The organism is Rhodococcus mengyinensis, assembly GCF_048381435.1.
Taxonomy (GTDB): Bacteria; Actinomycetota; Actinomycetes; order Mycobacteriales; family Mycobacteriaceae; genus Rhodococcus_F; species Rhodococcus_F opacus_D.
Genome location: NZ_JBLWIT010000109.1, coordinates 33,968 through 57,933, shown reverse-complemented (window position 1 = coordinate 57,933; position 23,966 = coordinate 33,968). Strand labels below are relative to the sequence as shown.

Sequence of the window (23,966 nt, the reverse complement as noted above, 5' to 3'; positions counted from 1 at the left end):
ACTACGTGGGGTCTGTGGGTGCGCTGGTTGGGCGCAGAATTCGGCCCGGAAAATGCCCTGAGCACGGGGTATGGACGGGCGTACCAAAAAAGCGTGTTCTTCGTCTTGCGCGTTGCGGTTTCTTTACCTAAATTGTTGGAACAGTGTGATGGAGATAACACCCCATCGCTTATGTGGTGCAGCCTCGGCGTGCTAGGTGCCGGGGGGTGCAGACTCGAAGAGGGGAAACGAATGCACATGACCACCCCAACCAGCCGTCTGGACGTCGAGCAAGCAGAAGCGCGAATCGCCTGGGTCACCCAGGCTCGTTGCCGGGAAGTCGATCCCGACCAACTTTTTGTACGCGGCGCAGCACAGCGCAAGGCCGCAACCATTTGCCGGCATTGCCCGGTATTGATGCAGTGCGGAGCCGATGCTCTCGACAATCGTGTCGAGTTCGGCGTGTGGGGTGGCATGACGGAACGTCAGCGCCGGGCGTTGCTCAAGCAGCACCCCGAGGTGGAATCATGGTCCGACTTCTTCGAAGCTCAGCGGCAGCACCAATCCGCTGTCTGAAATTCGAGGATCGGAATCGCAGACAGGCACAGGCGGGTGACCGGTTCTCCGGCAGCGAGCTGATCAGCTCGTGCGGGTGAGCTGGTCACCTACCGCTCTCAACGCCTCGAGGTCCGACACCTCGAACGGCAGCGAGGGCACGCCGACGATCGGCACCCGAGGGTGGGCGGCCGTGAACCGGCTCAGCAGTTGGACCTCACGCTTGGCGATCACCGCCCGATGGGCGTGGATTCGCAGCACAGCGGCGGTGAGGGGGTCTTGGTCCCCGAGTTGGTCGGCGGCAGTGACCGCATGATCGGCCGACAGGGAGCTGAGAGTGGGGTGCGTCCGATTCAGGACGAGGCCCGCGAGCGGCATTTCGTCGCCTGCGAGCCGGTCGACGAAGAACGCCGCCTCCCGCAGTGCATCCGGCTCCGCCGCCGCGATCACCAGAAACTTCGTTCCCGGCTGCCGGAGCAATTCGTAAGTGCGCGTGGCTCTTTCCCGGAAACCGCCGAACATCGAGTCCAGTGACTGCACGAAACTCGAGGCGTCCGACAGCATCTGACTGCCCACGATGGTGGAGACGCCGCGCAGCGCCAGGCCCATCGCACCGGTGACGAGCCGGGTGAGACCTCGGCCCGGCGCGGTGAGCAGCCGGATCATGCGACCGTCGAGGAACGCGCCCAGACGCTGGGGTGCGTCGAGGAAGTCCAGAGCGTTGCGGGACGGCGGGGTGTCGACGATCACCAGGTCCCACTTGTCGCTGGAGGCCAGCTGACCCAGCTTCTCCATCGCCATGTACTCCTGCGTTCCCGAGAACGAGGTGGCGACGGTCTGATAGAAGGGGTTCGCGAGAATCTGCTCCGCCTTCTCCGGTGTGGAGTGCTCGATCACCATCTCGTCGAACGTGCGGCGCATGTTGAGCATCATCGCGTGCAGTTCGCCCGTCGCGTCCGGTCCGAGTTGCACGGGTTGCGGCGTGTTGTCGAGTTCCGCGACGCCGAGCGCCTGCGCGAGCCGGCGCGCCGGGTCGATGGTCAGCACGACCACCTTTCGCCCCTGCTCCGCCGCGCGCAGTGCCAGCGACGCGGCCGTGGTGGTCTTGCCGACGCCACCGGCGCCGCAGCACACGACGATCCGTGTGGTCCTGTTCGCCAGAATCCCCGCGACATCGAGAGCGGAGGCGGTGCGGCGACGCTCGTGTTCAGTTGTCTGGGTCATCGGACACCCTGTTCCGTCAGATATTCGGCGAGTTCGTACAGTCCGCCCAGGTCGACACCGTCGGCGAGGGACGGCAGATGCAACCGCGCCCCGTCCACTTCGCTGAGTGCTCCGGCACTCTCCTCCTGCGCTTCGAGGACGGACGCGTGCTCGATCGTCTCGGTGAGCAACCCGGCGAAATCGTCTTCGTCGAGGGTGATCCCGCTCTTCTGCAGTCCGGCCCGGATGGCCTCGGCGTCGATGCGGCCCTTCGCGGCGTCGGCCAGCGTCTCGGCGGGCAGGAACTGCGGGCTGGTGCGGTTGACCACGATGGTGCCCAGTCGCAGATCTGCGCGGGCCAGTTCCTCTGCGGCGTCGGTGGTCTCCTGCACCGGAAGCGCCTCGAGCAGCGTCACGAGGTGGACGACGGTCTCGTCGGAATGCAGCAGGCGCACCACGCCCTCACTCTGCGAACGCACCGGCCCGCCCTTCGCGAGGTCCGCCATCGCCTTCGTCACGTCGAGGAAGTTGCCGATCCGCCCGGTCGGTGGGGCGTCGACGACGACGGCGTCGTACACCCGCTTGCCGGACTTGTCGGTGCGGACGACACATTCCTTGATCTTGCCGGTCAGCAGCACGTCCCGAAGCCCGGGTGCGATGGTGGTGGCGAACTCGATGGCGCCGAACTTGCGCATCGCGCGGCCGGCGAAACCGAGGTTGTAGAACATCTCGAGGTATTCGAGGAACGCGGTCTCGATGTCGATGGCCAGCGCCATGACCTCCCCGCCACCCTCGGCGGCCGCGACTTTCGTCTCCTGCGGCGGCAGCGGGGGCACGTCGAAGAGCTGGGCGATCCCCTGCCGGCCCTCGACTTCCACCAGCAGCACGCGACGCCCACCCTCGGCCAGCGCGAGAGCCAACGCGGCGGCCACCGTGGACTTTCCGGTGCCGCCCTTTCCGGAGACGAAGTGCAGCCGGGCCTGCGCGGCCTTCTCGGGCCACGTCGGGGTGAGCTGGTCTGGGGATGCAACCACGGGTCGAGCCTATAAGTCTGGGAGCCGGGATGTGCGGGGGATAGGCTCACCGGCATGAGTGAATTGACTTCCTGGGAGTACGCCACCGTTCCGCTGCTCACACATGCGACCAAGCAGATCCTCGACCAGTGGGGCACCGACGGCTGGGAACTGGTGACGGTTCTGCCCGGGCCTACCGGTGAGCAGCACGTCGCGTACCTGAAGCGTCCGAAGGGCTGACGGCCGTGGCAGAGACACAGAACTGGTCCGCGCGCCTCGCCGAACTCGGCATCACGCTGCCGTCCGTCGTTCCGCCGGTGGCCGCCTACGTGCCCGCCGTGCGCACCGGCAACTACGTCTACACGTCGGGGCAGCTGCCGATCGTCGAGGGCAAGCTGACGATCGCGGGCAAGCTCGGCGCCGGCGTGTCGGACGAAGACGCCAAGGCCGCGGCCCGGGCCTGCGCACTCAACGCGCTGGCGGCGGTCGACGCGCTCGTCGGCATCGACTCGGTGGTGCGGATCGTGAAGGTCGTCGGATTCGTCGCGTCCGCCGAGGGATTCACCGGTCAGCCCGGTGTGGTGAACGGCGCTTCGGAATTCCTCGGCGAGGTGTTCGGGGACGCGGGTGCCCACGCGCGTTCGGCCGTCGGCGTCGCGGAACTGCCGCTCGGCGCCCCCGTCGAGGTGGAACTGATCGCCGAAGTGCAGCCGGAGTCGTAGTGCCATGACTCTTGCCCATCCGGCCTACGCCCAGGTGCGGGAGGTCACCCCGATCGTCTCGGTGATGCTCGAGAACAATCCCGGCATGATGACGCTCGACGGAACCAACACGTGGATTCTGCGTGCGCCGGGCCGGGACGAGTGTGTGGTGGTCGACCCGGGTGACGCCGACGAGGAGCATCTCGCCCGCGTCGCGGCACTCGGACCGGTCGCACTGACGCTGATCACGCACCGTCATTTCGACCACACCGGGGGAGTGCAGCGGTTCTTCGAACTCACCGGCGCGCCCGTGCGTTCGGTGGACCCCGAATTTCTCCGCGGCGGCGGCGAAACCCTCGTGGACGGCGAGACCATCGACGTCGCGGGGCTCACCCTCACGGTGATCGCCACGCCCGGGCACACGAAGGATTCGGTGTCCTTCACCGTGGAAGGCGAGGGCACCGTCCTCACCGGCGACACGATCCTCGGCCGCGGCACCACGGTGCTCGACGACACGGACGGCGACCTCGGCGACTATCTGTCGTCGCTGCGCCGCCTGCTGGACCTCGGAACCGGACACCGGGTCATGCCCGGCCACGGACCCGAACTGCCCGAACTGAACGTCGTCGCGCAGCAGTACCTCGATCATCGCGAGGAGCGGCTCGACCAGGTGCGGGCCGCGATCGAGGCACTCGGGGGCACACCCACCGTTCGCGAGGTGGTCGAGCACGTCTACTCCGACGTCGACCCCAAGTTGTGGCCGGTGGCGGAGAAGTCCGTCAACGTGCAGCTCGCGTACCTGCGCAGCCACGACTAACCACTGAAACGACTGCGGCCACCCCGTCGATGTGAGGGGGTGGCCGCAGTCGTAGGTGCAGGAACTACCGCGCGCGACGTGCCAGGCGCTCGGAGTCGGAGATCAGCACGCTCTTGCCTTCGAGGCGCAGCCACCCGCGGTGCGCGAAGTCGGCGAGCGCCTTGTTGACGGTCTCACGGGAAGCGCCGACGAGCTGGGCGATCTCTTCCTGCGTGAGGTCGTGCGTGACGCGGAGCGAGCCCGCCTCCTGGGTGCCGAACCGCTGCGCGAGCTGCAGCAACGCCTTGGCGACACGACCGGGGACGTCCGTGAAGATGAGGTCGGCCAGGTTGTTGTTGGTACGACGCAGACGGCGCGCGAGCACCCGCAGGAGCTGTTCGGCGATCTCGGGGCGGTGGTCGATCCACGCCTTGAGCGCTTCGCGGTCCATGCTGACGGCGCGGACCTCGGTGACCGTCGTGGCGGTGGACGTACGCGGGCCCGGGTCGAAGATGGACAGCTCACCGAACATGTCGGACGGGCCCATGATCGTCAGCAGGTTCTCACGGCCGTCCGGCGAGCGGCGACCGATCTTCACCTTGCCCGAAACGATGATGTACAGGCGGTCACCGGGCTCACCTTCGTTGAAGATGACATGTCCGCGGGGGAAGTCGACAGGCTGCAGCTGCTTGGTCAGCGCCGCTACCGCTGAGGGCTCGACTCCTTGGAAGATGCCGGCTCTTGCCAGGACGTCGTCCACGTGCGCTCCTTGGGAATATTGTTCGTCTGTATGCATATTGTGCGCGATTTGCTGCATGTCGACGATGCCCCGGTGATCCGCGGCGTGTCGCTGTGCAACAGGTACGGCTCTGAAGTCTACGTTGAGACGGCTCGGTCTGAGTGACCGATACCACGGAAGTCGCAAAAGTTAACCGGGGGATGCGTCCTGCGGTGTGCTGTTTCGGGGGCTTCCCAGCGCTCAGCTGGCGCGCCGCGAGCCCACTTCGGTGACGGCGGCGTCGTCGGATTCGAAGCCCGACCGACCCTTGCGCCGTCGATGGAAGCGTGCCAATGCGTGGGGAAAACCTTCGTGGGCCAGGGTGGCCACTTCGTCGTGACTTGCCTGGTCGAGGAACTCTTCCACCTCTTGCTGACGAACCGTGAGCCGGCGGAGTCGGAACTCCACCCGCTCCATTGCCAGCGCAAACAGCATCAGCAGCACTGGGAAGAGGACCACAGCGAGACCTTGCATACCGGGAAGTAAACACTGCAAATGTCTCAGAAGCGACACAGCGGCGATTCGGATCGGTCGGGTATCCGTAGAGTTGATCCCGTGCATGCGACCCCCAGCGACGGCTCCGAAGTGCGTGGACGCACCCGTTCGCGGGCCGCGAAGCAGGACGAAACCCGGCTCGGACTCGTCCGGCGCGCCCGGAGAATGAACCGGCGGCTCGCCGAGGCCTTCCCGCACGTCTACTGCGAGCTCGACTTCACCACCCCACTCGACCTCGCCGTCGCGACCATCCTCTCCGCGCAGTGCACTGACGTGCGGGTGAACATGGTGACCCCGGCGCTGTTCGCCCGCTATCCCGACGCCAAGGCGTACGCGGAGGCCGAACGCACCGAACTCGAGGAGTACATCCGGTCCACGGGTTTCTACCGAAACAAGACGAATTCTCTGATCGGGCTCGGGCAGGCTCTGCTCGAACGGTTCGACGGCGAGGTCCCCGGCAACCTGAAGGACCTCGTGACGCTCCCCGGGATCGGCCGGAAGACGGCCAACGTGATCCTCGGCAACGCGTTCGATGTGCCCGGAATCACCGTCGACACCCACTTCGGGAGGCTCGTCCGACGCTGGAAGTGGACCGAGGAGGAAGACCCGGTCAAGGTCGAGCACGCGATCGGCGCCCTGATCGAGCGCAAGGAGTGGACGCTGCTCTCGCACCGGGTGATCTTCCACGGCAGGCGTGTCTGCCATGCCCGCAAGCCCGCCTGCGGGGTGTGTGTACTCGCCAAGGACTGTCCGTCGTACGGGCTCGGTCCGATCGACCCGGACGTCGCCGCAGAACTGGTTCGTGGACCGGAGACGGAGCATCTGCTGCGTCTGGCCGGCAGGTGAGGGTAGATACGAGTGTCTAGCGCAGCGCGGTGGAGTCTGGCCGCCCTCGTGGTCGTGGTGGCTCTCGTCGTCGCGATCTGGCCGCGGGGCGACGACGCGGAGATGCCGTCGTACCAGGATCGGTTCGGTTCGGGTGGTAGCACCCCGACGGCGGTGAGCGCCGATCCCGACGCGCTCGCGGCACTGAGGACGCAGGCGGGGTTGGCATCGTGCCCCGCCGCGACGGCCACGTCCGAGCCGTCGCCGGGTGCGGTCCTGTCCGGCATCACACTGGAATGCGTGGGCGACGGCAGCCAGGTGGATCTGGCCGCCGCGCTCGGTGGTAAACCGGCGCTGCTGAATCTGTGGGCCTATTGGTGCGGCCCCTGCGCCGAGGAGCTGCCCTTTATGCAGCAGTTTTCGGATCGTGCGGGTGACGCGGTTACCGTGCTTACGGTGCACACCGATCCCAACGAGTCCAGCGCGCTGTCTCGGCTCGTCGATTACTCCGTCACCCTGCCCGGTGTGCAGGACGCCGACGGGCGTGTCCGCGCCGCGGTCGGAGCCCCGCCCGTCCTGCCCGTCTCGGTGCTGATCCGGCCGGACGGCACGGTGGCCAAGGTCCTGCCGCAGCCGTTCCGCAGCGTCGACGAGATCGCGGACGCCGTCGAACAGAACCTGGGGGTGGCGGCATGACGAACTCCGTGGACGGTGTCGCCGTTCCGCCCTGGCTGCGCCGCGTCGTGCACCGGACCCCGGCCGACCCGCACAAGATCAACCCCGTCCTCGATCGGCGCGCACCCCGCGGCGCGACCACCCGTGAGGCGGCGGTGCTCGTGCTGTTCGGCGGCCCCGTCGAGGCGGACCCGCTGATGTCGGGAGGCCTGCCCGCCGACGCCGACGTCCTGCTCACCCAGCGTGCGTCCACGATGCGTCAGCACAGCGGCCAGGTGGCATTCCCCGGCGGCGCCAGCGATCCCGGCGACGAGGGCCCCATCGCCACCGCGCTGCGGGAGGCGCAGGAGGAGACGGGACTCGACCCGTCCGGTGTCCGCCCGCTCGCCGTGCTCGAGGAGATCTTCATCCCGCCGTCCGGTTTCGACGTCACCCCCGTCCTCGCGTACTGGGAGAAGCCCAGCGAGGTCGGGGTGGTCGATCCCGCGGAGGCGGAACGTGTCGCCCGGGTGCCCGTGCACACCCTGATCGATCCGCGGAACCGGTTCCAGGTGCGGCACCCGGCCGGCTACCAGGGGCCCGCGTTCGCCGTCGACGGCATGCTCGTGTGGGGTTTCACGGCCGGCATCCTGGCCGCCCTGTTCGCGGTCTCCGGCTGGGAACAGGAGTGGGACCGCCACGACATCCGCGACCTCGACATCGTCCTCGCCGAACTCGACAACGATCTGGACGACGACCATCTGACCCACGGTCACGGCCGGCCGGCGGCCGAGCGATGACGGGCTCGCGCTGGATCGACCTGGCGATCGTGCTGATCGCCTTCGTCGCCGCGACATCCGGCTGGCGGCAGGGCGCGGTGGCGTCGGTGCTCGCGTTCATCGGGGTCGTGCTCGGTGCGGTGGCAGGCATCCTGATCGCCCCGCACGTGCTGGTGCACGTGGACGAGGGCCGCGGTCGCGTGCTGGTCGGTATCGCCCTGATCGTGGTGCTGGTCATTGTCGGCGAAGTCGCGGGCATGGTCCTGGGCCGGGCCGCGCGGGGAAGCATGCACAGTCCGGTCGCGCGGTCCGTCGACAGCGTGATCGGCGCCTGCGTGCAGGCCGTCGCGGTGTTCGTCGCGGCGTGGCTGCTGGCGATCCCGCTCACGTCCTCGTCCCAGCCTCAGCTGGCGGCGGCGGTGCGCGGGTCGAGTGTCCTCGAAACGGTCGACAACATCGCGCCCGCCTGGATGCGGCAACTGCCCACCGAGTTCACCGCCCTGCTCGACACGTCCGGGCTTCCCGACGTCATCGGGCCGTTCGGGCGCACCCCCATCACGACCGTCGACCCGCCGGACGCCAGCGTCCTGCAGAGCCCCGTCGCGTCCTCGCTGCAGTCGAGCGTGCTGCGGATCCGGGGTGTGGCCCCGAGTTGTCAGCGCGCGCTCGAGGGATCCGGTTTCGTCGTTGCCCCCGACCGGGTGATGACCAACGCCCACGTGGTCGCGGGGACGGCGGGCATCGTCGTCGACACCGCGAACGGGCCGATGGACGCGGAGGTCGTGCTGTTCGACCCGTCCGCCGACGTCGCGGTGCTCGAGGTGCCCGGACTGGACGCCCCCGTTCTGAACTTCGCGCCCGAGCCTGCGCAGACCGGCGACAACGCCCTGGTGCTCGGCTACCCGGGCGGCGGGCCGTACACGGCCAGCGCCGCGCGTGTCCGGGAGATCCTGGACCTCAGTGGTCCCGACATCTACCGGGCGGGAACGGTCCAGCGTGAGGTGTACACGGTCCGCGGTTCCATTCGGCAGGGCAACTCGGGCGGGCCGCTCGTCGACAGCGACGGCCGGGTGCTCGGGGTGGTGTTCGGCGCCGCCGTCGACAACAGCGACACCGGGTTCGTGCTCACCGCCGTCGAGGTGTCGCGTCAGCTGCAGGCGGCGTCCGGGGCGTCCGTCGCCGTGGACACCGGGGCGTGCATCCTCTGACGGTCGGTCAGACCGTGCGGGGTGCGACGAGATCCAGCAGGGCGGCGTTGACGCGTTCGGGGGCTTCCCAGTGCGCGTAGTGGCCGACACCGGGGACCGTCTGCATCTGCTGGGTGGGCGCGAAGCGGTGGCTGCGGCGCACGGTGTCCGCGAGCACGTACGGGTCGAGGTCGCCGTGGAGGTGCAGGACCGGGATCCGCAGTTTCTGATCCATCGACGCCATGAACCGGCTGCCGTCCGGCCGGAACTGGCTGCGGAACGCCCACCGCTGATACTCCAGGGTGCAGTGCGCGGTCCCGGGAATCTGGATCGCCGAGCGCATTCGTGACATCACGACGTCGAACTCCGGGTTCTCCGTCCAGGCCGGGCCGGAGCGTTCGCGGATCAACCGTTCGACCTCCGACCCGTTGTCCCGGGTGAGGTGACGTTCGGGACGCCACGGCACCTGGCAGGAGACGAACGAGGGCAGCAGGGCCTTGCGCTGGTAGCGGTCGTGGAGGACGGCCTGCTTGAGCGCGACGGGATGCGGCGAGCTGACCAGTGCGATCGACCGGACGAGGCGAGCGTGGAGCACGGCCGTGGCCCAGCAGACGAGGCCGCCGTCGGCGTGCCCGACGAGGGTTGCCTCGCCGTAGCCCATCGCCCGGATGAGGCCGGCGATGTCGCCGGCCAGCGTCCACCCGTCGTAGCCGCGCGGCGGTTTGTCGGAATCGCCGTAGCCGCGGAGGTCGACGGCGACGGCCCGGTATCCCTCCGCGGCCAGCGCGGTCAGCTGATGGCGCCACGACCACCAGAAGTCCGCGAATCCGTGCAGCAGGACGACGAGGGGCGCATCCGGTGCGGATGCGCCGACCTCGACGATGTGGAAGCGGATTCCGTTGGCATGGATGTCGCGATGAATCCAGGGGCCGTCGAAACGGACGGTAGACGGATCGGGTGGTGCCACAGGAGCGAGTTACCGCGCGTGACGTCCGCTGGACGACGCGAGATGGGCTTCCGCGTCCGAGTACGACGTCGGAAGGACCGTCTTGGCCTGCTTCAGCGAGTCGATGGTCTTCTCGGGTGCGCGGAGTTTGCGTACCCGCAGATAACCGAGCAGCGCTAGGACCGCCGTCACCACGACCATGATCAGGAAGACGATCAGGAACGCCAGCCAGCGCGCGATCCACACGTCGAGGAGTTCGGCGAGGAAGAAGAAGAAGAAAAACGAGCTGAACAGCAGCACGGTGAACGCGAGGATGAAGAACAGGCTGCCCTGCAGGCCCTTCTTGACCTCACCGGTGACCTCGGCCTTGGCGAGCTCGACCTCGGCCCGGAACAGGGTGGACACCTGTGCGGTCGCATGCTTGACCAGCGTGCCGAGGCTCGCCTCGCCGGGTGTCTGAGCGTCTACGTCCGTGAGCGGGATCGACGACACCGTGTTCGGCACCCCGTCTCCCGTGTATCGCGGGCTGTCTCCCTTGCCGTGAGTGATGCTCACTTGTCGACCCCTCCAGGTAGCTCTTGCACTTCCGAGTCATCCTTCCGGGCCGCATGGGCCCGACCGCGTCGCCACAGTAACGCTGATCCGATCAGCGACGCTGTCAACGATGTCACGAGCACCGCGACCTTAGCTATTTCGGCCTCGCTGCCGTCACCGATTCCCGCAAGCGCGAGATCCGCTACGAGAAGGCTAACGGTGAACCCGATCGCACCGAGCACTGAGAGGGCAAACATGTCCCGGAACCCCAGTGCTCGCGGCTTCTTCGCGATACCCAGGCGGATCGCGAGCCAGGAGATGCCGAAGATGCCGACGGTCTTGCCGACGAGGAGCCCCGCGATCACGGACTGCGAGATGGGGTTGGTGAACAGCTGCCCGAGGAGCTCGCTGCTCAGGGCCACGCCGGACGCGAACAGGGCGAACACCGGGACGCAGACGCCCGCCGACAGCGGCTGGATGCGGTGCTCGAGGCGGGAGGCCGGGGATTCACGCTCGCCGGGGTCGCGCCGGACCCGGGTGAGGAGGCCGAGAGCGACACCGGCGAGGGTGGCGTGGATTCCGGCGTCGTGCATGCAGTACCAGGTGAGCAGTGCGAGTGGAACGTAGAGCAGCGGGGTGGTGATGCGCCGGTGCTGGGCAAACGCGTAGACGGCCAGGCACACGACGGCGCCCAGCAGCCACAGCAGGGCGATCGAGCTGGTGAACAGGACCGCGATGAGCACGATCGCGAGGAGGTCGTCGACGACGGCCAGGCTGAGCAGGAACACCCGGGCGCTCGCGGGGATGCGAGACCCGGTCAGCGCCAGCACTCCCAGTGCGAACGCGATGTCGGTGGCGACCGGGATGGCCCAGCCCCGGTCCATGCCGGGAGTGCCGGCGCCGATGGTCGCGGCGATGATCGCGGGCACCACCACACCGCCGCAGGCCGCGATGATCGGGAGGAGGGCGCGTTTGCGGTCGGCGAGTTCGCCCACCACCAGTTCCCTCTTCAGTTCGAGGCCGGCGACGAAGAAGAAGACCGCCAGCAGCCCGTCCTGTGCCCACGTCCCGACCGTCAGGTTCAGGTGGAGCGCCTGCGGGCCGATCTGCCAGTCGCGCAGTGCGAAGTACGAATCGGAGACGGGGGAGTTCGCCCACACGAGGGCGACCGCCGCGGCGACGAGCAGGATCGAACCGCCGACCGTCTCGGTGCGGAGGTAGCGGGAGAGTTCGGAGCGGAGGGGCTGGGTCACCGGGGGCGCTCGCTTTCGATGTGGTCGGGGTACGGCAAATGCTCTGCCGACCAGACTTCCCGGCGCACCGAGAAGAGCTTATCCAATTTGCCAAGCGAAAGACACGAGGTGTTCAATTCCTAAGAAATGGACTCCCGTCCCAATAGTTGAAATAGCATCGTGCAGGAGTAAGTCGAGTGAGCAGTGCCGTCGATACGTCGAAGCCAGAACCGGACGGCGGGGCCACCGTCGCCGGCGTACCCAGAAGCCGGATCGTCGTCGCGAGCATGGTGGGAACATCCATCGAGTTCTACGACTTCTACATCTATGCCACCGCGGCCGTGTCGGTGTTCCCACACCTGTTCTTCCCCAAGGGAAACGGCACCACCGCCCTGCTGGCATCGCTTGCCACGTTCGGTCTCGCCTTCGTCGCCCGGCCACTCGGCTCGATCCTGTTCGGCCACTTCGGCGACCGCATCGGACGCAAGACGACGCTCGTCGGCTCCCTCCTCACCATGGGCATCGCCACCTTCGTGATCGGATTGCTGCCGACGTACCACCAGATCGGCCTCGTCGCGCCCGCCCTGCTGGCGTTGATGCGCTTCTGTCAGGGTCTGGGGCTGGGCGGCGAGTGGAGTGGCGCGGCGTTGCTCGCGACCGAGACCGCACAGAAGGGCAAGCGGGCCTGGGCAGCCATGTGGCCGCAGCTCGGCGCACCCATCGGGTTCTTCCTCGCCAACGGTCTGTTCCTGATCATCACGCTGTTCCTGGACCACGACAACAGCACCCCCGACCTGGACGGCGCATTCCTGACCTGGGGCTGGCGTATCCCATTCCTGCTCAGCGCGATCATGGTGATGATCGGCCTGTACGTGCGGCTGAAGCTCGAGGAGACACCCGTGTTCGCCCGCGCGGTCGCGCGGGGCGAGAAGGTGAAGACCCCGCTGGCCGAGGTGTTCAAGACCAGCTGGCGTCAGCTGATCATCGGCACGTTCGTCATGCTCGCCACGTACACGCTCTTCTACATCATGACCACCTGGGTGCTCAGCTACGGCACCGGCAAGACCCCCGCCCAGGGCGGCACCGGAGCCGGCTTCCACTACACCGACTTCCTCGTCCTCCAGCTGATCGCGGTCCTGTTCTTCGCGGCCGCCGTCCCCGTCTCGGGGTGGCTGGCCGACCGCTTCGGTCGCCGCATCACGCTGCTCACGATCACCGGGTTCATCATGGTCTTCGGGCTCACGTTCGGCGTGATGCTGAACCAGGAGGGCATGGGCAACGCCCGCATGCTCGTATTCCTGGCCATCGGAATGTTGTTGATGGGCATGACCTTCGGACCGATGAGCGCCGTTCTGCCGGAGTTGTTCCCGACCAACGTGCGCTACACGGGTTCGGGGATCGCCTACAACACCGCCAGCATCCTCGGTGCCGCCGTCGCGCCGTTCATCGCCACCTGGCTCGCCACGTCGTACGGCGTCGGCTGGGTTGGCATCTACCTGCTGATCGCCGCCGCACTCACGTTCGTCGCGCTGCTCGTCATGCGTGAGACGCGCGACCAGTCGCTCGACGACGTAGGGGCGTAGTCCCCGTGCGCCTTTCTGGTTGTTCCAACTACCAGAAAGGCGCACGGGCTACGCCTATAGTTCTTGCATGGCGAAAGCCGTGCTGCTGTCCAGGACGGCCCGGATCCGGCTGCCGAAGCAGGATCTGTGGTCGTTCCTCGCCGATACCGATCGGCTCAACCGCAACATCGATCTGTCACCGGTGCACTTCGCTCCGATGCTGGACCGGCGGCGCAAGGGACACTATTCGGCGGTGACCCGTTCGTACGGGCGGCGGGTGCGGTACGAGGAGTTCCCGTTCGAGTGGATCGAGGGCCGCTTCTACCAGGTCCTTCGCCGCTTCTCCCGCGGCCCGCTCGCGGAGGTCTCCACGGGTGTCCGGCTTCACCCGTCCGCCGACGGCACCGAGGTCGAGGTGTTCGCCCGGATCGTCCCGCGGACCTGGTTCGGGTCCGTCGTCGCGCGAACCCTGCTGGCGCGCACGGGCATCCGGAAGACGGTGGCGCTCGCGCGGGCGTTGGAACTCCACATCCGCGACCCGCAGACGCATGCCGTGCCCGCGCTGCCGCCGCCGGAGCAACTCGACGCCGGTCGGCTGGAACTCCGCACGGCACAGCTGTCCCGATCGCACGATGCCCCGAACCTGATCGGGCGCTTGGAATCCCACCTGCGGACCGCGTCCGACCTGGAGGTGACGGGCATGCGACCGTTCGAGCTGGCGGACCGCTGGGCTGTCGATCGGATGCAACTGCTGTACGTCTTCCTCCACGCCGCGGACTGCGGCCTGCTGGACCTGAGCTGGAGCGTGCTGTGCCCGGTCTGCCGGACGGTCCGCGAGGACGCCGGCCGGATTCGACAACTGGCGAGCCGCGTCCACTGCGACACCTGCGACATTGCCTTCGACACCGACCTGGCACGGTCGGTGGAGATCCGCTTCGACGTCAACCCGGCCGTCCGCCGGGCGGAGCGGGCCCGGTACTGCATCGGTGGTCCGGCGAATTCCCCGTCGGCGGTGGCGCAGTTGCGGCTCGAGCCGGGCGAGCAGCGTTCCGAGCGGCTCGAAGTCGACCCGGGATGGTTGCGGCTCCGGTGCTATCAGGTGGGTGCCCCGGTGGCTTGCGAGGTCGGCTCTGCCGGTGGAACGCTGCGGGTCGAGTGCGGGCCCGGCGAACTCCGGGTGCTTGGTTCGCCCGACATCGGCGGGGCGATCCGGCTGGAGGTCGACAACCGGCTCCCCGGCGAGGCGCTGGTGGTGGTCGAGCGGGAGCGGTGGAAGGACGCCGCGGCGACCGGCGCGCTCGTCACGTCGCTCGACGGTTTCCAGGACCTGTTCCCGGATCAGGGGGTGGCGCCCGGCGACGAGATCGGGATAGCGAACCTGGCGGTGCTGTTCACGGATCTGAGCGGTTCGACCGCCCTGTACGAGCGCATCGGGGACGTCCGGGCGTTCGCGTTCGTGCAGAGCCATTTCCGCTACCTGCGTGACGCCGTGGTGCGCGAGAACGGCGGGGTGGTGAAGCAGATGGGCGACGCGGTGATGGCGACGTTCGCCGATGCGAGGGAGGCCTGGTCGGCGGCGGCGTCGATGCAGTCCGGCTGGGACGATTTCCGTCGCGGGCACCTCGGTGACGACGACTCGGTGGCGTTGAAGGTCGGGCTGCATCAGGGGCCCGCCGTGATGATCGACAACGACGGCCGGATCGACTACTTCGGCGCGACCGTCAACTTGGCGGCGCGGGTGCAGGGATGTGCGGCGGGCGGCGACATCGTCCTGTCCCGGGCCGTTCACGACGACCCGGAGGTGGCGCCGTTGCTGGCGGAATCGGACTACCGGTGCGACGTCTTCACGACCGGTCTGAAGGGTATCGGCGAGGAGCAGACGCTGTGGCGGCTTCGCCGCCCGTGAGTGGTTGAGGAGTGCAGGGACTCGTCAACCACTCACGGGGCGCGGAGCGCCCTACTTGCCGCGGATCGCGTCGAAGACCTTGGGGTCGACGAGCGTGGAGGTGTCGCCGAGGTCGCGGCCTTCGGCGATGTCCTTGAGCAGGCGTCGCATGATCTTGCCCGACCTCGTCTTGGGGAGTTCGGGGACGATCGTGATCTGGCGGGGCTTGGCGATCGGGCTGATCTCCCGGGACACTTCGGCCTTGAGTTCGGCGATGAGGGTGTCGCCGGTGTTCTCGACACCCTCGCGGAGGATGACGAACGCGACGATGCCCTGGCCGGTGGTCTCGTCCGCGGCGCCGACGACGGCGGCTTCGGCGACACCGTGGTGCCCGACGAGGGCGGATTCGACCTCGGAGGTGGAGATGCGGTGTCCGGAGACGTTCATGACGTCGTCCACGCGGCCGAGGACCCACAGTGCGCCGTCCTCGTCGTACTTGGCGCCGTCGCCGGCGAAGTACCAGCCCTGTTCGGGGTAGCGGGACCAGTAGGTTTCGCGGTAGCGGTCCATGTCGCCCCAGATGCCGCGGAGCATCGCCGGCCACGGCTTGTCGAGCACGAGGTAGCCGGAGCCGCCGGCGCCGAGTTCGTTGGCGTCGTCGTCGACGATCTTCGCGGAGATGCCGGGCAGCGGTGCCATCGCGGATCCGGGTTTGGTGGCGGTGATTCCGGGGAGCGGGGAGATCATGATCGCGCCGGTCTCGGTCTGCCACCAGGTGTCGACGATCGGGGCCGTGTTTCCGCCGATCACCTCGCGGAACCACTTCCAGGCCTCGGGGTTGATCGGTTCGCCGACCGAGCCGAGGAGCCGGATCGAGGACAGGTCGTGGGCGTCGGGAATGTCGCGGCCCCACTTCATGAAGGTGCGCACCAGGGTGGGTGCGGTGTAGTAGATGCTGACGCGGTATTTCTCGATGATCTGGAAGTGGCGGTGTTCGTCGGGGGAGTTCGGGGTGCCCTCGTAGACCACCTGGGTGACGCCGTTCGAGAGTGGCCCGTAGACGATGTAGCTGTGGCCGGTGACCCAGCCGATGTCGGCGGTGCACCAGTACACGTCCTGCCCGGCCTTGTGGTCGAACACGTTGTGGTGGGTGTACGACGCCTGGGTGAGGTAGCCGCCGGAGGTGTGGATGATGCCCTTGGGCTTTCCGGTGGTGCCGGAGGTGTACAGGATGAACAGCGGGTGCTCGGAGTCGAACGGCTGTGCCTGATGGGTGCCCTCCGCCTTCTCGACGGTCTCGTGCCACCACAGGTCACGACCCTCGGTGGTGTCGACGTCGATGCCGGTGCGCTTGACGACGAGCACGTGCTTGACGGACTCGGCGCCGTCCACCGCTTCGTCGACGGCGGGCTTGAGGGGTGCGGCCTGGCCGCGGCGCCACTGTCCGTCGACGGTGACGACGAGCTTGGCTTCGGCGTCGTCGATGCGCGAGCGCAGGGCGCTGGCGGAGAAGCCGGCGAACACCACCGAATGGGTCAGGCCGAGACGGGCGCAGGCGAGCATGGTGACGATGGCCTCGGGGATCATCGGCATGTAGATCGCGACGCGGTCGCCGGCGACGAGTCCGAGGTCGCTGAAGGTGTTGGCGGCCTTGCTGACTTCGGCGAGCAGGTCGTTGTAGGTCAGGTCGCGGGTGTCGCCCGGTTCGCCCTCGAAGTGGATGGCGACGCGGTCGCCGTTGCCGGCGAGGACGTGGCGGTCGACGCAGTTGTAGGCGACGTTGAGCCGTCCGTTCACGAACCACTTCGCGACGGGCGCGTCGGACCAGTCGAGGACCTCGGAGAAGGGGGCGTGCCAGTGCAGGCGCTCGGCCTGCTTCGCCCAGAATGCGAGACGGTCTTCGTCGGCGGCAGCCTGAAGCTCGGGGCCGGCGTTCGCCGTTGCGGTGAACTCGGGGCTCGGCGGATACACCTGCGGGACGGAATCAGAATGTTCCGACTTCTCCGTCGCTCCGCTCGCCTGTGCTGCACTGGTCATTATGGCCCGGCCTTCTTTCCAGTCTCGAATTCGGCACTTCTAGCACGTGTGAGGGTAGTCACATGGTCTCCCGAGCGCACCGTTGCAGAGGGTTGCATGCCCATATTCTGCGACGATCGGTCGACTGGACGCGACGGACGGCGATCGGGTGCGACGAGTGGAGACCCCTGCGCCCACGATGTTTCGATCAGGTGCCGATTGCACGAGTTTCGCCCGTCGTGGCTACACAGATTGAAACCTTGACTTATCGTCATCCCATCATTCGGGCTGCGCCCGGAGCCGCTGCCCGGAACCACGCAGATCTGGGAGGAACGCTTTGCGCATCACACGTGTGGCAACCGCCGTTGTGGCGGTCGGCCTGGCAGCAGGGATGCTGTCCGCCTGCTCGTCCGGTGATTCGACGAGCGGGGGTGGTAGCGGAATCGTCAACGCCTGGGCAAGTGAACCGCAGAATCCGTTGATTCCCACCAATACGAGCGAGAATCAGGGCGGCCGCGTCGTCGACTCGCTGTTCGCGGGCCTCGTTTCCTACGACTCCGACGGCGGGGTGAACAACGAGGTCGCCGAGTCGATCGAGACGACGGACGGCAAGAACTTCACCGTGAAGCTGAAGGACGGCTGGACGTTCACGGACGGCACGCCGGTCACGGCGGCCTCGTTCGTCGACGCCTGGAATTACGGCGCGCTGTCCACGAATGCGCAGATTCAGGCGTCCTTCTTCGACCCGATCCAGGGCTACGACGAGGTGGCCGCCGAGAACCCGACGGTGCAGACCATGTCGGGACTGAAGGTGGTCGACGACTCCACGTTCACGATCGAACTGAAGCAACCCGAGTCGGCCTTCCCGGACCGCCTCGGGTTCGCCGCGTACTACCCGTTGCCTGCGGTGGCGTACCAGGACATGGCGGCGTTCGGTGAGAATCCCATCGGCAACGGCCCGTACATGATGTCCGGCCCCGGAGCGTGGCAGCACAACGTTCGGATCGACACCGTCGTGAACCCCGACTACAACGGCAACCGTAAGCCGAAGAATGCCGGCGTCGACTTCGTCATGTACAACAGCCTCGACACGGCGTACACGGATCTGCTCGCGGGCAACGTCGACGTCCTCGACCAGGTGCCGCCGAGCGCGGTGACCACGTTCGAGACCGACCTGCCGGGCCGCACCGTGAACCAGCCGTCCGCGACCATCGAGACGTTCACGATCCCGGGCCGGCTGCCGCATTTCAGCGGTGAGGAGGGCACGCTGCGCCGCCAGGCCATCTCGATGGCGATCAACCGCGACCAGATCACCCAGCAGATCTACAACAAGACCCGCACCCCCGCGCTCGACTTCACCAGCCCCGCCATCGAGGGCTGGTCGGATTCGCTCGTCGGCAACGGCAACCTGAAGTACGACCCGGAGGCGGCGAAGCGGCTGTGGGCCCAGGCCGACGCCATCGCCCCGTGGTCGGGCAGTTTCGAGATCGCGTACAACGGCGACGGCGGCCACAAGGAATGGGTCGACGCCACCGCCAACAACATCCGCAACACCCTCGGCATCGACGCGAAGGGCAAGGAGTACCCCACGTTCGCGCAGATCCGCACCGAGGCCACCAACCGCACCATCCCCAGCGCGTTCCGTTCGGGGTGGCAGGGCGACTACCCGCAGCAGTACGGCTTCCTCGCACAGAACTACCAGACCGGCGGCAGCTCCAACGACGGCGACTACTCGAACCCCGAGTTCGACCGGCTGCTGCGTGCCTCCGCGGGTGAGGTCGATCCCGACAAGGCCCAGGAACTGCTGAACCAGGCGCAGGAAGTGCTCCTACGCGACCTGCCTGCCGTCCCGACGTGGTACCGCAACGCCGCCAGCGGCTGGTCGGAGAACGTGTCGAACGTGGTCATCGACTGGAAGGGCATCCCGATGTACTCCGACATCGAGAAGAACTGACGCACCGGAGATTCTTCGAGACGGGTGGGCCGCGAGCTGTCAGTTCGCGGCCCCACCCGGGAGTACGAGCCGAGGCTACGGATTCCTGACGTCACTGCTCCCGACGAATAGGAGGTGATCCGATGCTCTGGTACGTCGGTCGCCGTTTGCTCCAGATGATCCCCGTGTTCCTCGGGGCCACGTTCCTGATCTACGCGATGGTATTCCTGCTGCCCGGAGACCCGATCGCCGCGCTGGCCGGCGACAAGGCACTCAGCCCCGCGGTGGCGGCCCAACTCCGTGAGCGATACCACCTCGACGAGCCGTTCCTGACGCAGTACCTCCTGTATCTGAAGGGCATTTTCACCCTCGACTTCGGTACGTCCTTCTCCGGCCGCCCCGTCAGTGAGGTTCTGGCGCAGGCATTCCCGATCACAATCAAGTTGTCCCTGATGGCACTCGCCATCGAGGGGATCTTCGGAGTCGGCTTCGGCCTGTGGGCCGGACTCCGCAAGGGCGGCATCTTCGACAGTTCCGTCCTCCTCGTGAGCCTGGTGATCATCGCGATCCCGATCTTCGTCATCGGTTTCCTGGCCCAGTTCTTCGTCGGCGTGAAATGGGGGCTGGTGCCGCCGACGGTCGGGGGCAACACCAGTTTCAAGAATCTGCTGCTGCCCGCGTTCGTCCTCGGGTCGGTGTCGTTCGCGTACGTGCTCCGGCTCACCCGGACGTCGGTCGCCGAGAACCTCACCGCCGACTACGTGAGAACCGCGACGGCCAAGGGTCTTTCGCGGCGCCGTGTGGTGCAGGTGCACGTGCTGCGGAACTCGCTGATCCCGGTGGTCACGTTCCTCGGCGCCGACCTCGCCACCCTAATGGGCGGTGCGATCGTCACGGAGGGCATCTTCAACATCAACGGTGTCGGCGGCACGATCTATCAGGCGGTCACCCGCGGTGAGGCGCCGACGGTGGTGTCCTTCGTGACGGTGCTGATCGTCATCTATCTGCTCGCCAACCTGCTCATCGACCTCCTGTACGCCGCGCTCGACCCGAGGATTCGCTATGTCTGAGAAAGTGGAGAACGAGTCGCCCCGGACGGGCGACCGGAAGACCCGGCAGGCGCATTTCGTGGCACCCGAAGAAGTGGCGGCGCCGGGAGAGACTGACGCCGTCCACATCGACCAGCCGCCGACGAGCATGTGGTCGGATGCGTGGCGGGACCTCCGCAAACGTCCGCTGTTCCTGGTCGCCACGGTGATCATCGTGGTGGTGATCGCCGTTGCGGCTTTCCCCGGTCTGTTCACCGGCACCGATCCCAGGTTCTGCGATCTGGCGTTCAGCATGCAGGGGCCGTCGTCGGGGCACTGGTTCGGATTCGACAAGCAGGGCTGCGACATCTATTCCCGCACGATCTACGGGGCGCGGGCGTCGGTGCTGGTGGGTGTCGGGGTCACGTCGATCGTGCTCGTCGTGGGCGTGGTGTTCGGTGCGGTCGCCGGGTACTACGGCGGCTGGGCCGACTCGCTGCTGTCCCGGGTCGCCGATATCTTCTTCGGCATCCCGCTCATCCTCGCCGCGATCGTCCTGATGCAGCTGTTCGCCAACCGCACCATCTGGACGCTGATCGTCGTCCTCGCCCTGTTCGGCTGGCCTCAGATGGCGAGAATCGCTCGCGGCTCGGTTATCTCGGCGAAGAACAACGACTACGTGATGGCGTCGCGGGCGCTCGGGGTGTCGAACATGCGCACCCTCGTCCGGCACGTGCTGCCCAACTCCCTCGCCCCGATCATCGTGATCGCGACCATCTCGCTCGGCATCTACATCGTGGCCGAGGCGACGCTGTCGTTCCTCGGTATCGGTCTGCCGTCCACCGAGATCTCGTGGGGCGGAGACATCAGCACCGCCCAGGTCACGCTGCGTCAGGGGTCGCCGATCCTGTTCTATCCGGCGACCGCGCTGGCGATCACGGTGCTCGGGTTCATCATGATGGGCGACGCTCTGCGGGACGCGCTCGATCCCAAGGCCAGGAAGAGGTGAGCGGGGTGTCCACGAACGAACCAGCCGGACCACAGAATTCGGCCGACGAGGTGCCGCTGCTCGAGATCCGGGACCTGGAAGTGTCGTTCCAGTCGCATTCCGGGCTCGTGCCCGCAGTGCGCGGTGTCAGCCTCACGGTGTATCCGGGGCAGACGGTGGCGATCGTCGGCGAGTCCGGTTCGGGCAAGTCCACGACCGCGCACGCGATCATCAACCTGCTGCCCGGGACGGGAAAGGTGACCGGCGGCCGGATCCTGTTCGAGGGGCAGGACCTCGCGGAGGCGTCCGAGCGCGAGTTCGTCGCGCTGCGCGGTCAGAAGATCGGCCTCGTCCCGCAGGACCCGATGTCCAACCTCAACCCGGTGTGGAAGGTCGGCTTCCAGATCGAGGAGGCGTTGGAAGCCAACGGGATCGCGAAGGGCAAGGCCGCGAAGGCGCGTGCCGCCGAGCTGCTCGAGGAGGCCGGACTCGCCGACGCGGAGGACCGCCTGGGCCAGTATCCGCACGAGTTCTCCGGCGGCATGCGGCAGCGCGCCCTCATCGCCATCGGACTGTCGGCCCGCCCGCAACTGCTGATCGCGGACGAGCCCACGTCGGCACTCGACGTCACGGTCCAACGCCAGATCCTCGACCATCTGGACGGTCTCACCAACGAGCTGGGCACCGCGGTGCTCCTCATCACCCACGACCTCGGCCTGGCCGCCGAGCGGGCCGAGCACCTGATCGTCATGAGCAAGGGGCGGGTGGTCGAGGCAGGGCCGGCGCTGGAGATCCTGCAGCGGCCGCGCCACCCGTACACCCGGAAGCTGGTGGCCGCGGCGCCGTCGCTGGCGTCGCAACGCCGGAGTTCTTCGCTGGCCCGGGCGGACATCCGGGAGCACGCCCTCGAGGTGGTCGGCGAGGCCGAACAGCACGGCGAGATCGGCGTCGAGTTCGGCAAGGCCACCGACGACGTGGTCGTCGCCACCGGGCTGACCAAGGTGTTCAAGATCCGGCACGGGCTACGGAAGTCCACCGACTTCACCGCGGTCGACGACGTCTCGTTCGCGGTCCGACGTGGAACGACCACGGCCATCGTCGGCGAGTCGGGGTCGGGCAAGTCGACGGTCGCGCAGATGGTCCTCGGACTTCTCACGCCGACGTCGGGGAATGTCGTGTTCGACGGCAAGGACGTCGCGACGCTGGACCGCCGGGAGACGCTTGCGTTCCGCCGCCGGGTGCAGCCGATCTTCCAGAATCCGTACGGCACGCTCGACCCGATGTACTCGATCTTCCGCACCGTCGAGGAGCCCCTCCGCACCCACAAGGTGGGGACGAAGGCGGAGCGGGAAGCGCGGGTACGCGACCTGCTGGACAAGGTGGCCCTGCCGGCTTCGGTGATGCGGAGGTTCCCGAACGAGCTGTCCGGTGGCCAGCGGCAGCGGGTGGCGATCGCCCGGGCGCTGGCGCTGCAGCCGGAGATGGTGGTGTGCGACGAGGCGGTGTCGGCGCTCGACGTGCTGGTCCAGGACCAGATCCTGACCCTGCTGAACGACCTGCAGGCGGAGCTGGGGCTGACGTACCTGTTCATCACCCACGACCTGGCGGTGGTGCGGCAGATCGCCGACGACGTGCTCGTCATGTCCACCGGCGCGATCGTGGAGAAAGCGACCACGGACGAGGTCTTCACATCACCGAAGGAGGAGTACACACGGAAGCTGCTGGACGCGATTCCCGGCGGATCGATCCGGCTCGGCGCCTGACCCGGGACGGCGCCGGGTAGCGTTCCGGTACGTGAGCGACCCGTTGCAGCCCCTCGTCGACCTTCCCGGCGTCCGCGAAGCCGCGGACCGTGCGCGCGACGCGCTCGGTGCGGTTCACCGCCACAAGACCAACCGGCGCGGCTGGCCGACTACGGCGGCCGAGGCGGCGGTCCGGGCGGCCCGCGCCTCGGCGTCGCTGGACGGCGGCAGCACCGAGTTGCCCGCGCCCGGCGAGGCAGGCGACCCGATTCTGTCGGGGGCGCTGCGGGTCGGGCAGGCCCTCGACGGTGACGCCCTCACACTTCTGCAGTCCACCTGGCAGCGGGCACCGCTGCAGGCCCTCGCGCGGCTTCATCTGCTGGCCGCGGCCGACCTCGTGGAGGATCAGGAATTGCTCGGCAGGCCGCGTGCCGGGTCCGGCGTCGCGGAGCGGCTCGACGGTCTCGCCCAGCTCGTGACGGGGGGAACGGCTGCGCCCGCGCCGGTTCTGGCGGCCGTGGTGCACGGGGAATTGTTGACGCTGAAGCCGTTCGGGGTCGGCGACGGTATCGTCGCGCGCGCCGCGTCACGCCTGGTTTCCGTGGCGAGCGGGCTCGATCCCCACAATCTCGGGGTCCCGGAGGTCAGCTGGTTGCGCCGGCAGCAGGCGTACCGCAACGGGGCGGCCGCGTTCGCGTCGGGCGAGCCGGAGGGTGTCGGCAGCTGGGTCGTCCTCTGCTGTGGCGCTCTGGAGGCCGGAGCCCGGGAGGCCACGTCGATCGCGGAGGCCGCGACGAATTAGTCGAAATACCCTGCGCTGCAACAAGTTCCCGAACATGTGAAACGGGCGGCGCTGCCGACTGGTGTCGACTTCGCCGCCCGTTAGCACGGACAACCGGTTACCAAGCGTGCAAGGTGGGTTGTGTGGGTGGCCTCGGCGAGAGTCCGAATATCGTCGGGTCGTCCTTGCAACCTGTGCAGGGTCCTTGCCGGTGAAGACTCGAGTCTCGCAGGCCCACAACGCTTCTGCCCTTATAGTGGCTTATGCTTCGCGTGGGTACCTAGTGCCCGTGCTGGGAATCCTGGTCGGGAGATCGATCCTTCTCTTCTGGGTCGACCTTGGCCTTCCGTTCTT

23 protein-coding genes are annotated in these 23,966 nt (G+C 67.6%); 15 read left to right on the top strand and 8 right to left on the bottom strand.

Translation table 11 applies throughout. The features are described 5' to 3' along the window. Positions 1 to 231: 231 nt before the first annotated feature. The gene (locus ACNJ7E_RS22835; protein WP_005248496.1) at positions 232 to 555 is read left to right on the top strand and encodes a WhiB family transcriptional regulator; all 324 of its coding nucleotides are present in this window, start codon (positions 232 to 234) and stop codon (positions 553 to 555) included. A 63-nt stretch (positions 556 to 618) separates the two neighbouring features. On the opposite strand, the gene bagB is transcribed toward ACNJ7E_RS22835, so the two are convergent. After that, positions 619 to 1,758, bottom strand: coding sequence for an ATPase BagB (bagB, locus tag ACNJ7E_RS22830; RefSeq protein WP_105421794.1), 1,140 nt, complete (start codon positions 1,756 to 1,758; stop codon positions 619 to 621). Continuing rightward, positions 1,755 to 2,771: an ATPase BagA gene (gene bagA / locus ACNJ7E_RS22825; RefSeq protein ID WP_283332826.1), complete on the bottom strand. Its 1,017-nt coding sequence runs from the start codon at positions 2,769 to 2,771 to the stop codon at positions 1,755 to 1,757. The genes bagB and bagA overlap by 4 nt, the downstream gene beginning before the upstream one ends. A gap of 54 nt (positions 2,772 to 2,825) precedes the next feature. On the opposite strand from bagA, the gene sp36 reads away from it, so the two are divergent. From sp36 to ACNJ7E_RS22810, 3 genes are read left to right on the top strand one after another with little or no spacing between them, the layout of a single operon-like run. Continuing rightward, entirely contained in the window at positions 2,826 to 2,990 is a 165-nt protein-coding gene (gene sp36 / locus ACNJ7E_RS22820) for a Sp36 family protein (RefSeq protein ID WP_005248493.1), read from the top strand. Positions 2,991 to 2,995: 5 nt separating this feature from the next. After that, complete coding sequence (locus ACNJ7E_RS22815) at positions 2,996 to 3,472, top strand: RidA family protein (protein WP_009477371.1); 477 nt, start codon at positions 2,996 to 2,998, stop codon at positions 3,470 to 3,472. A gap of 4 nt (positions 3,473 to 3,476) precedes the next feature. After that, positions 3,477 to 4,268: an MBL fold metallo-hydrolase gene (locus ACNJ7E_RS22810; protein WP_011596760.1), complete on the top strand. Its 792-nt coding sequence runs from the start codon at positions 3,477 to 3,479 to the stop codon at positions 4,266 to 4,268. Positions 4,269 to 4,332: 64 nt separating this feature from the next. On the opposite strand, the gene ACNJ7E_RS22805 is transcribed toward ACNJ7E_RS22810, so the two are convergent. After that, complete coding sequence (locus ACNJ7E_RS22805) at positions 4,333 to 5,007, bottom strand: Crp/Fnr family transcriptional regulator (protein ID WP_005256089.1); 675 nt, start codon at positions 5,005 to 5,007, stop codon at positions 4,333 to 4,335. Positions 5,008 to 5,226: 219 nt separating this feature from the next. Continuing rightward, the gene (locus ACNJ7E_RS22800) at positions 5,227 to 5,499 is read right to left on the bottom strand and encodes a hypothetical protein (RefSeq protein WP_005248489.1); all 273 of its coding nucleotides are present in this window, start codon (positions 5,497 to 5,499) and stop codon (positions 5,227 to 5,229) included. Positions 5,500 to 5,520: 21 nt separating this feature from the next. Here ACNJ7E_RS22800 and nth point away from each other — a divergent pair, with 21 nt between their 5' ends. Genes nth through marP form a run of 4 tightly spaced genes read left to right on the top strand, consistent with a single transcriptional unit; the run spans position 5,521 to position 8,986 of the window. Beyond that, complete coding sequence (gene nth / locus ACNJ7E_RS22795) at positions 5,521 to 6,366, top strand: endonuclease III (RefSeq protein WP_011596762.1); 846 nt, start codon at positions 5,521 to 5,523, stop codon at positions 6,364 to 6,366. A gap of 12 nt (positions 6,367 to 6,378) precedes the next feature. Further along, positions 6,379 to 7,041: a TlpA family protein disulfide reductase gene (locus ACNJ7E_RS22790; protein WP_280782908.1), complete on the top strand. Its 663-nt coding sequence runs from the start codon at positions 6,379 to 6,381 to the stop codon at positions 7,039 to 7,041. Then, complete coding sequence (locus tag ACNJ7E_RS22785; RefSeq protein WP_418341042.1) at positions 7,038 to 7,799, top strand: NUDIX hydrolase; 762 nt, start codon at positions 7,038 to 7,040, stop codon at positions 7,797 to 7,799. The genes ACNJ7E_RS22790 and ACNJ7E_RS22785 overlap by 4 nt, the downstream gene beginning before the upstream one ends. Continuing rightward, positions 7,796 to 8,986: an acid resistance serine protease MarP gene (gene marP, locus ACNJ7E_RS22780; protein WP_280782906.1), complete on the top strand. Its 1,191-nt coding sequence runs from the start codon at positions 7,796 to 7,798 to the stop codon at positions 8,984 to 8,986. The genes ACNJ7E_RS22785 and marP overlap by 4 nt, the downstream gene beginning before the upstream one ends. Before the next feature lie 7 nt (positions 8,987 to 8,993). Here the strand turns inward: marP and ACNJ7E_RS22775 are convergent, their stop codons facing one another. Genes ACNJ7E_RS22775 through nhaA form a run of 3 tightly spaced genes read right to left on the bottom strand, consistent with a single transcriptional unit; the run spans position 8,994 to position 11,698 of the window. After that, positions 8,994 to 9,932: an alpha/beta fold hydrolase gene (locus tag ACNJ7E_RS22775; protein WP_280782905.1), complete on the bottom strand. Its 939-nt coding sequence runs from the start codon at positions 9,930 to 9,932 to the stop codon at positions 8,994 to 8,996. A 9-nt stretch (positions 9,933 to 9,941) separates the two neighbouring features. After that, on the bottom strand, positions 9,942 to 10,466 hold the full coding sequence (locus ACNJ7E_RS22770; protein WP_280782904.1) for a phage holin family protein: 525 nt from the start codon (positions 10,464 to 10,466) through the stop codon (positions 9,942 to 9,944). Next, positions 10,463 to 11,698 (bottom strand): Na+/H+ antiporter NhaA, encoded by a 1,236-nt coding sequence (nhaA, locus tag ACNJ7E_RS22765; protein ID WP_280782903.1) that lies wholly within the window; start codon positions 11,696 to 11,698, stop codon positions 10,463 to 10,465. The genes ACNJ7E_RS22770 and nhaA overlap by 4 nt, the downstream gene beginning before the upstream one ends. A gap of 176 nt (positions 11,699 to 11,874) precedes the next feature. On the opposite strand from nhaA, the gene ACNJ7E_RS22760 reads away from it, so the two are divergent. Continuing rightward, complete coding sequence (locus tag ACNJ7E_RS22760; protein ID WP_280782902.1) at positions 11,875 to 13,260, top strand: MFS transporter; 1,386 nt, start codon at positions 11,875 to 11,877, stop codon at positions 13,258 to 13,260. 67 nt (positions 13,261 to 13,327) lie between these two features. After that, positions 13,328 to 15,145: an adenylate/guanylate cyclase domain-containing protein gene (locus ACNJ7E_RS22755; protein ID WP_418341041.1), complete on the top strand. Its 1,818-nt coding sequence runs from the start codon at positions 13,328 to 13,330 to the stop codon at positions 15,143 to 15,145. A gap of 51 nt (positions 15,146 to 15,196) precedes the next feature. Here ACNJ7E_RS22755 and acs read toward each other — a convergent pair whose 3' ends face one another. Further along, a complete protein-coding gene (acs, locus tag ACNJ7E_RS22750) occupies positions 15,197 to 17,161 on the bottom strand; it encodes an acetate--CoA ligase (RefSeq protein WP_283332835.1) in 1,965 nt (654 codons plus the stop codon). 316 nt (positions 17,162 to 17,477) lie between these two features. Here acs and ACNJ7E_RS22745 point away from each other — a divergent pair, with 316 nt between their 5' ends. From ACNJ7E_RS22745 to ACNJ7E_RS22725, 5 genes are all read left to right on the top strand, one after another. Then, on the top strand, positions 17,478 to 19,094 hold the full coding sequence (locus tag ACNJ7E_RS22745) for a peptide ABC transporter substrate-binding protein (RefSeq protein WP_418341040.1): 1,617 nt from the start codon (positions 17,478 to 17,480) through the stop codon (positions 19,092 to 19,094). A 122-nt stretch (positions 19,095 to 19,216) separates the two neighbouring features. Next, complete coding sequence (locus ACNJ7E_RS22740) at positions 19,217 to 20,143, top strand: ABC transporter permease (protein ID WP_418341039.1); 927 nt, start codon at positions 19,217 to 19,219, stop codon at positions 20,141 to 20,143. Continuing rightward, positions 20,136 to 21,110: an ABC transporter permease gene (locus tag ACNJ7E_RS22735; RefSeq protein ID WP_280782897.1), complete on the top strand. Its 975-nt coding sequence runs from the start codon at positions 20,136 to 20,138 to the stop codon at positions 21,108 to 21,110. The genes ACNJ7E_RS22740 and ACNJ7E_RS22735 overlap by 8 nt, the downstream gene beginning before the upstream one ends. Further along, complete coding sequence (locus ACNJ7E_RS22730) at positions 21,107 to 22,852, top strand: dipeptide ABC transporter ATP-binding protein (protein ID WP_418341038.1); 1,746 nt, start codon at positions 21,107 to 21,109, stop codon at positions 22,850 to 22,852. The genes ACNJ7E_RS22735 and ACNJ7E_RS22730 overlap by 4 nt, the downstream gene beginning before the upstream one ends. Positions 22,853 to 22,883: 31 nt before the next feature. After that, positions 22,884 to 23,633 carry an oxidoreductase gene (locus ACNJ7E_RS22725; RefSeq protein WP_280782895.1) on the top strand — a complete coding sequence of 250 codons (750 nt, stop codon included), beginning with the start codon at positions 22,884 to 22,886 and terminating at the stop codon, positions 23,631 to 23,633. Positions 23,634 to 23,966: the final 333 nt, after the last annotated feature.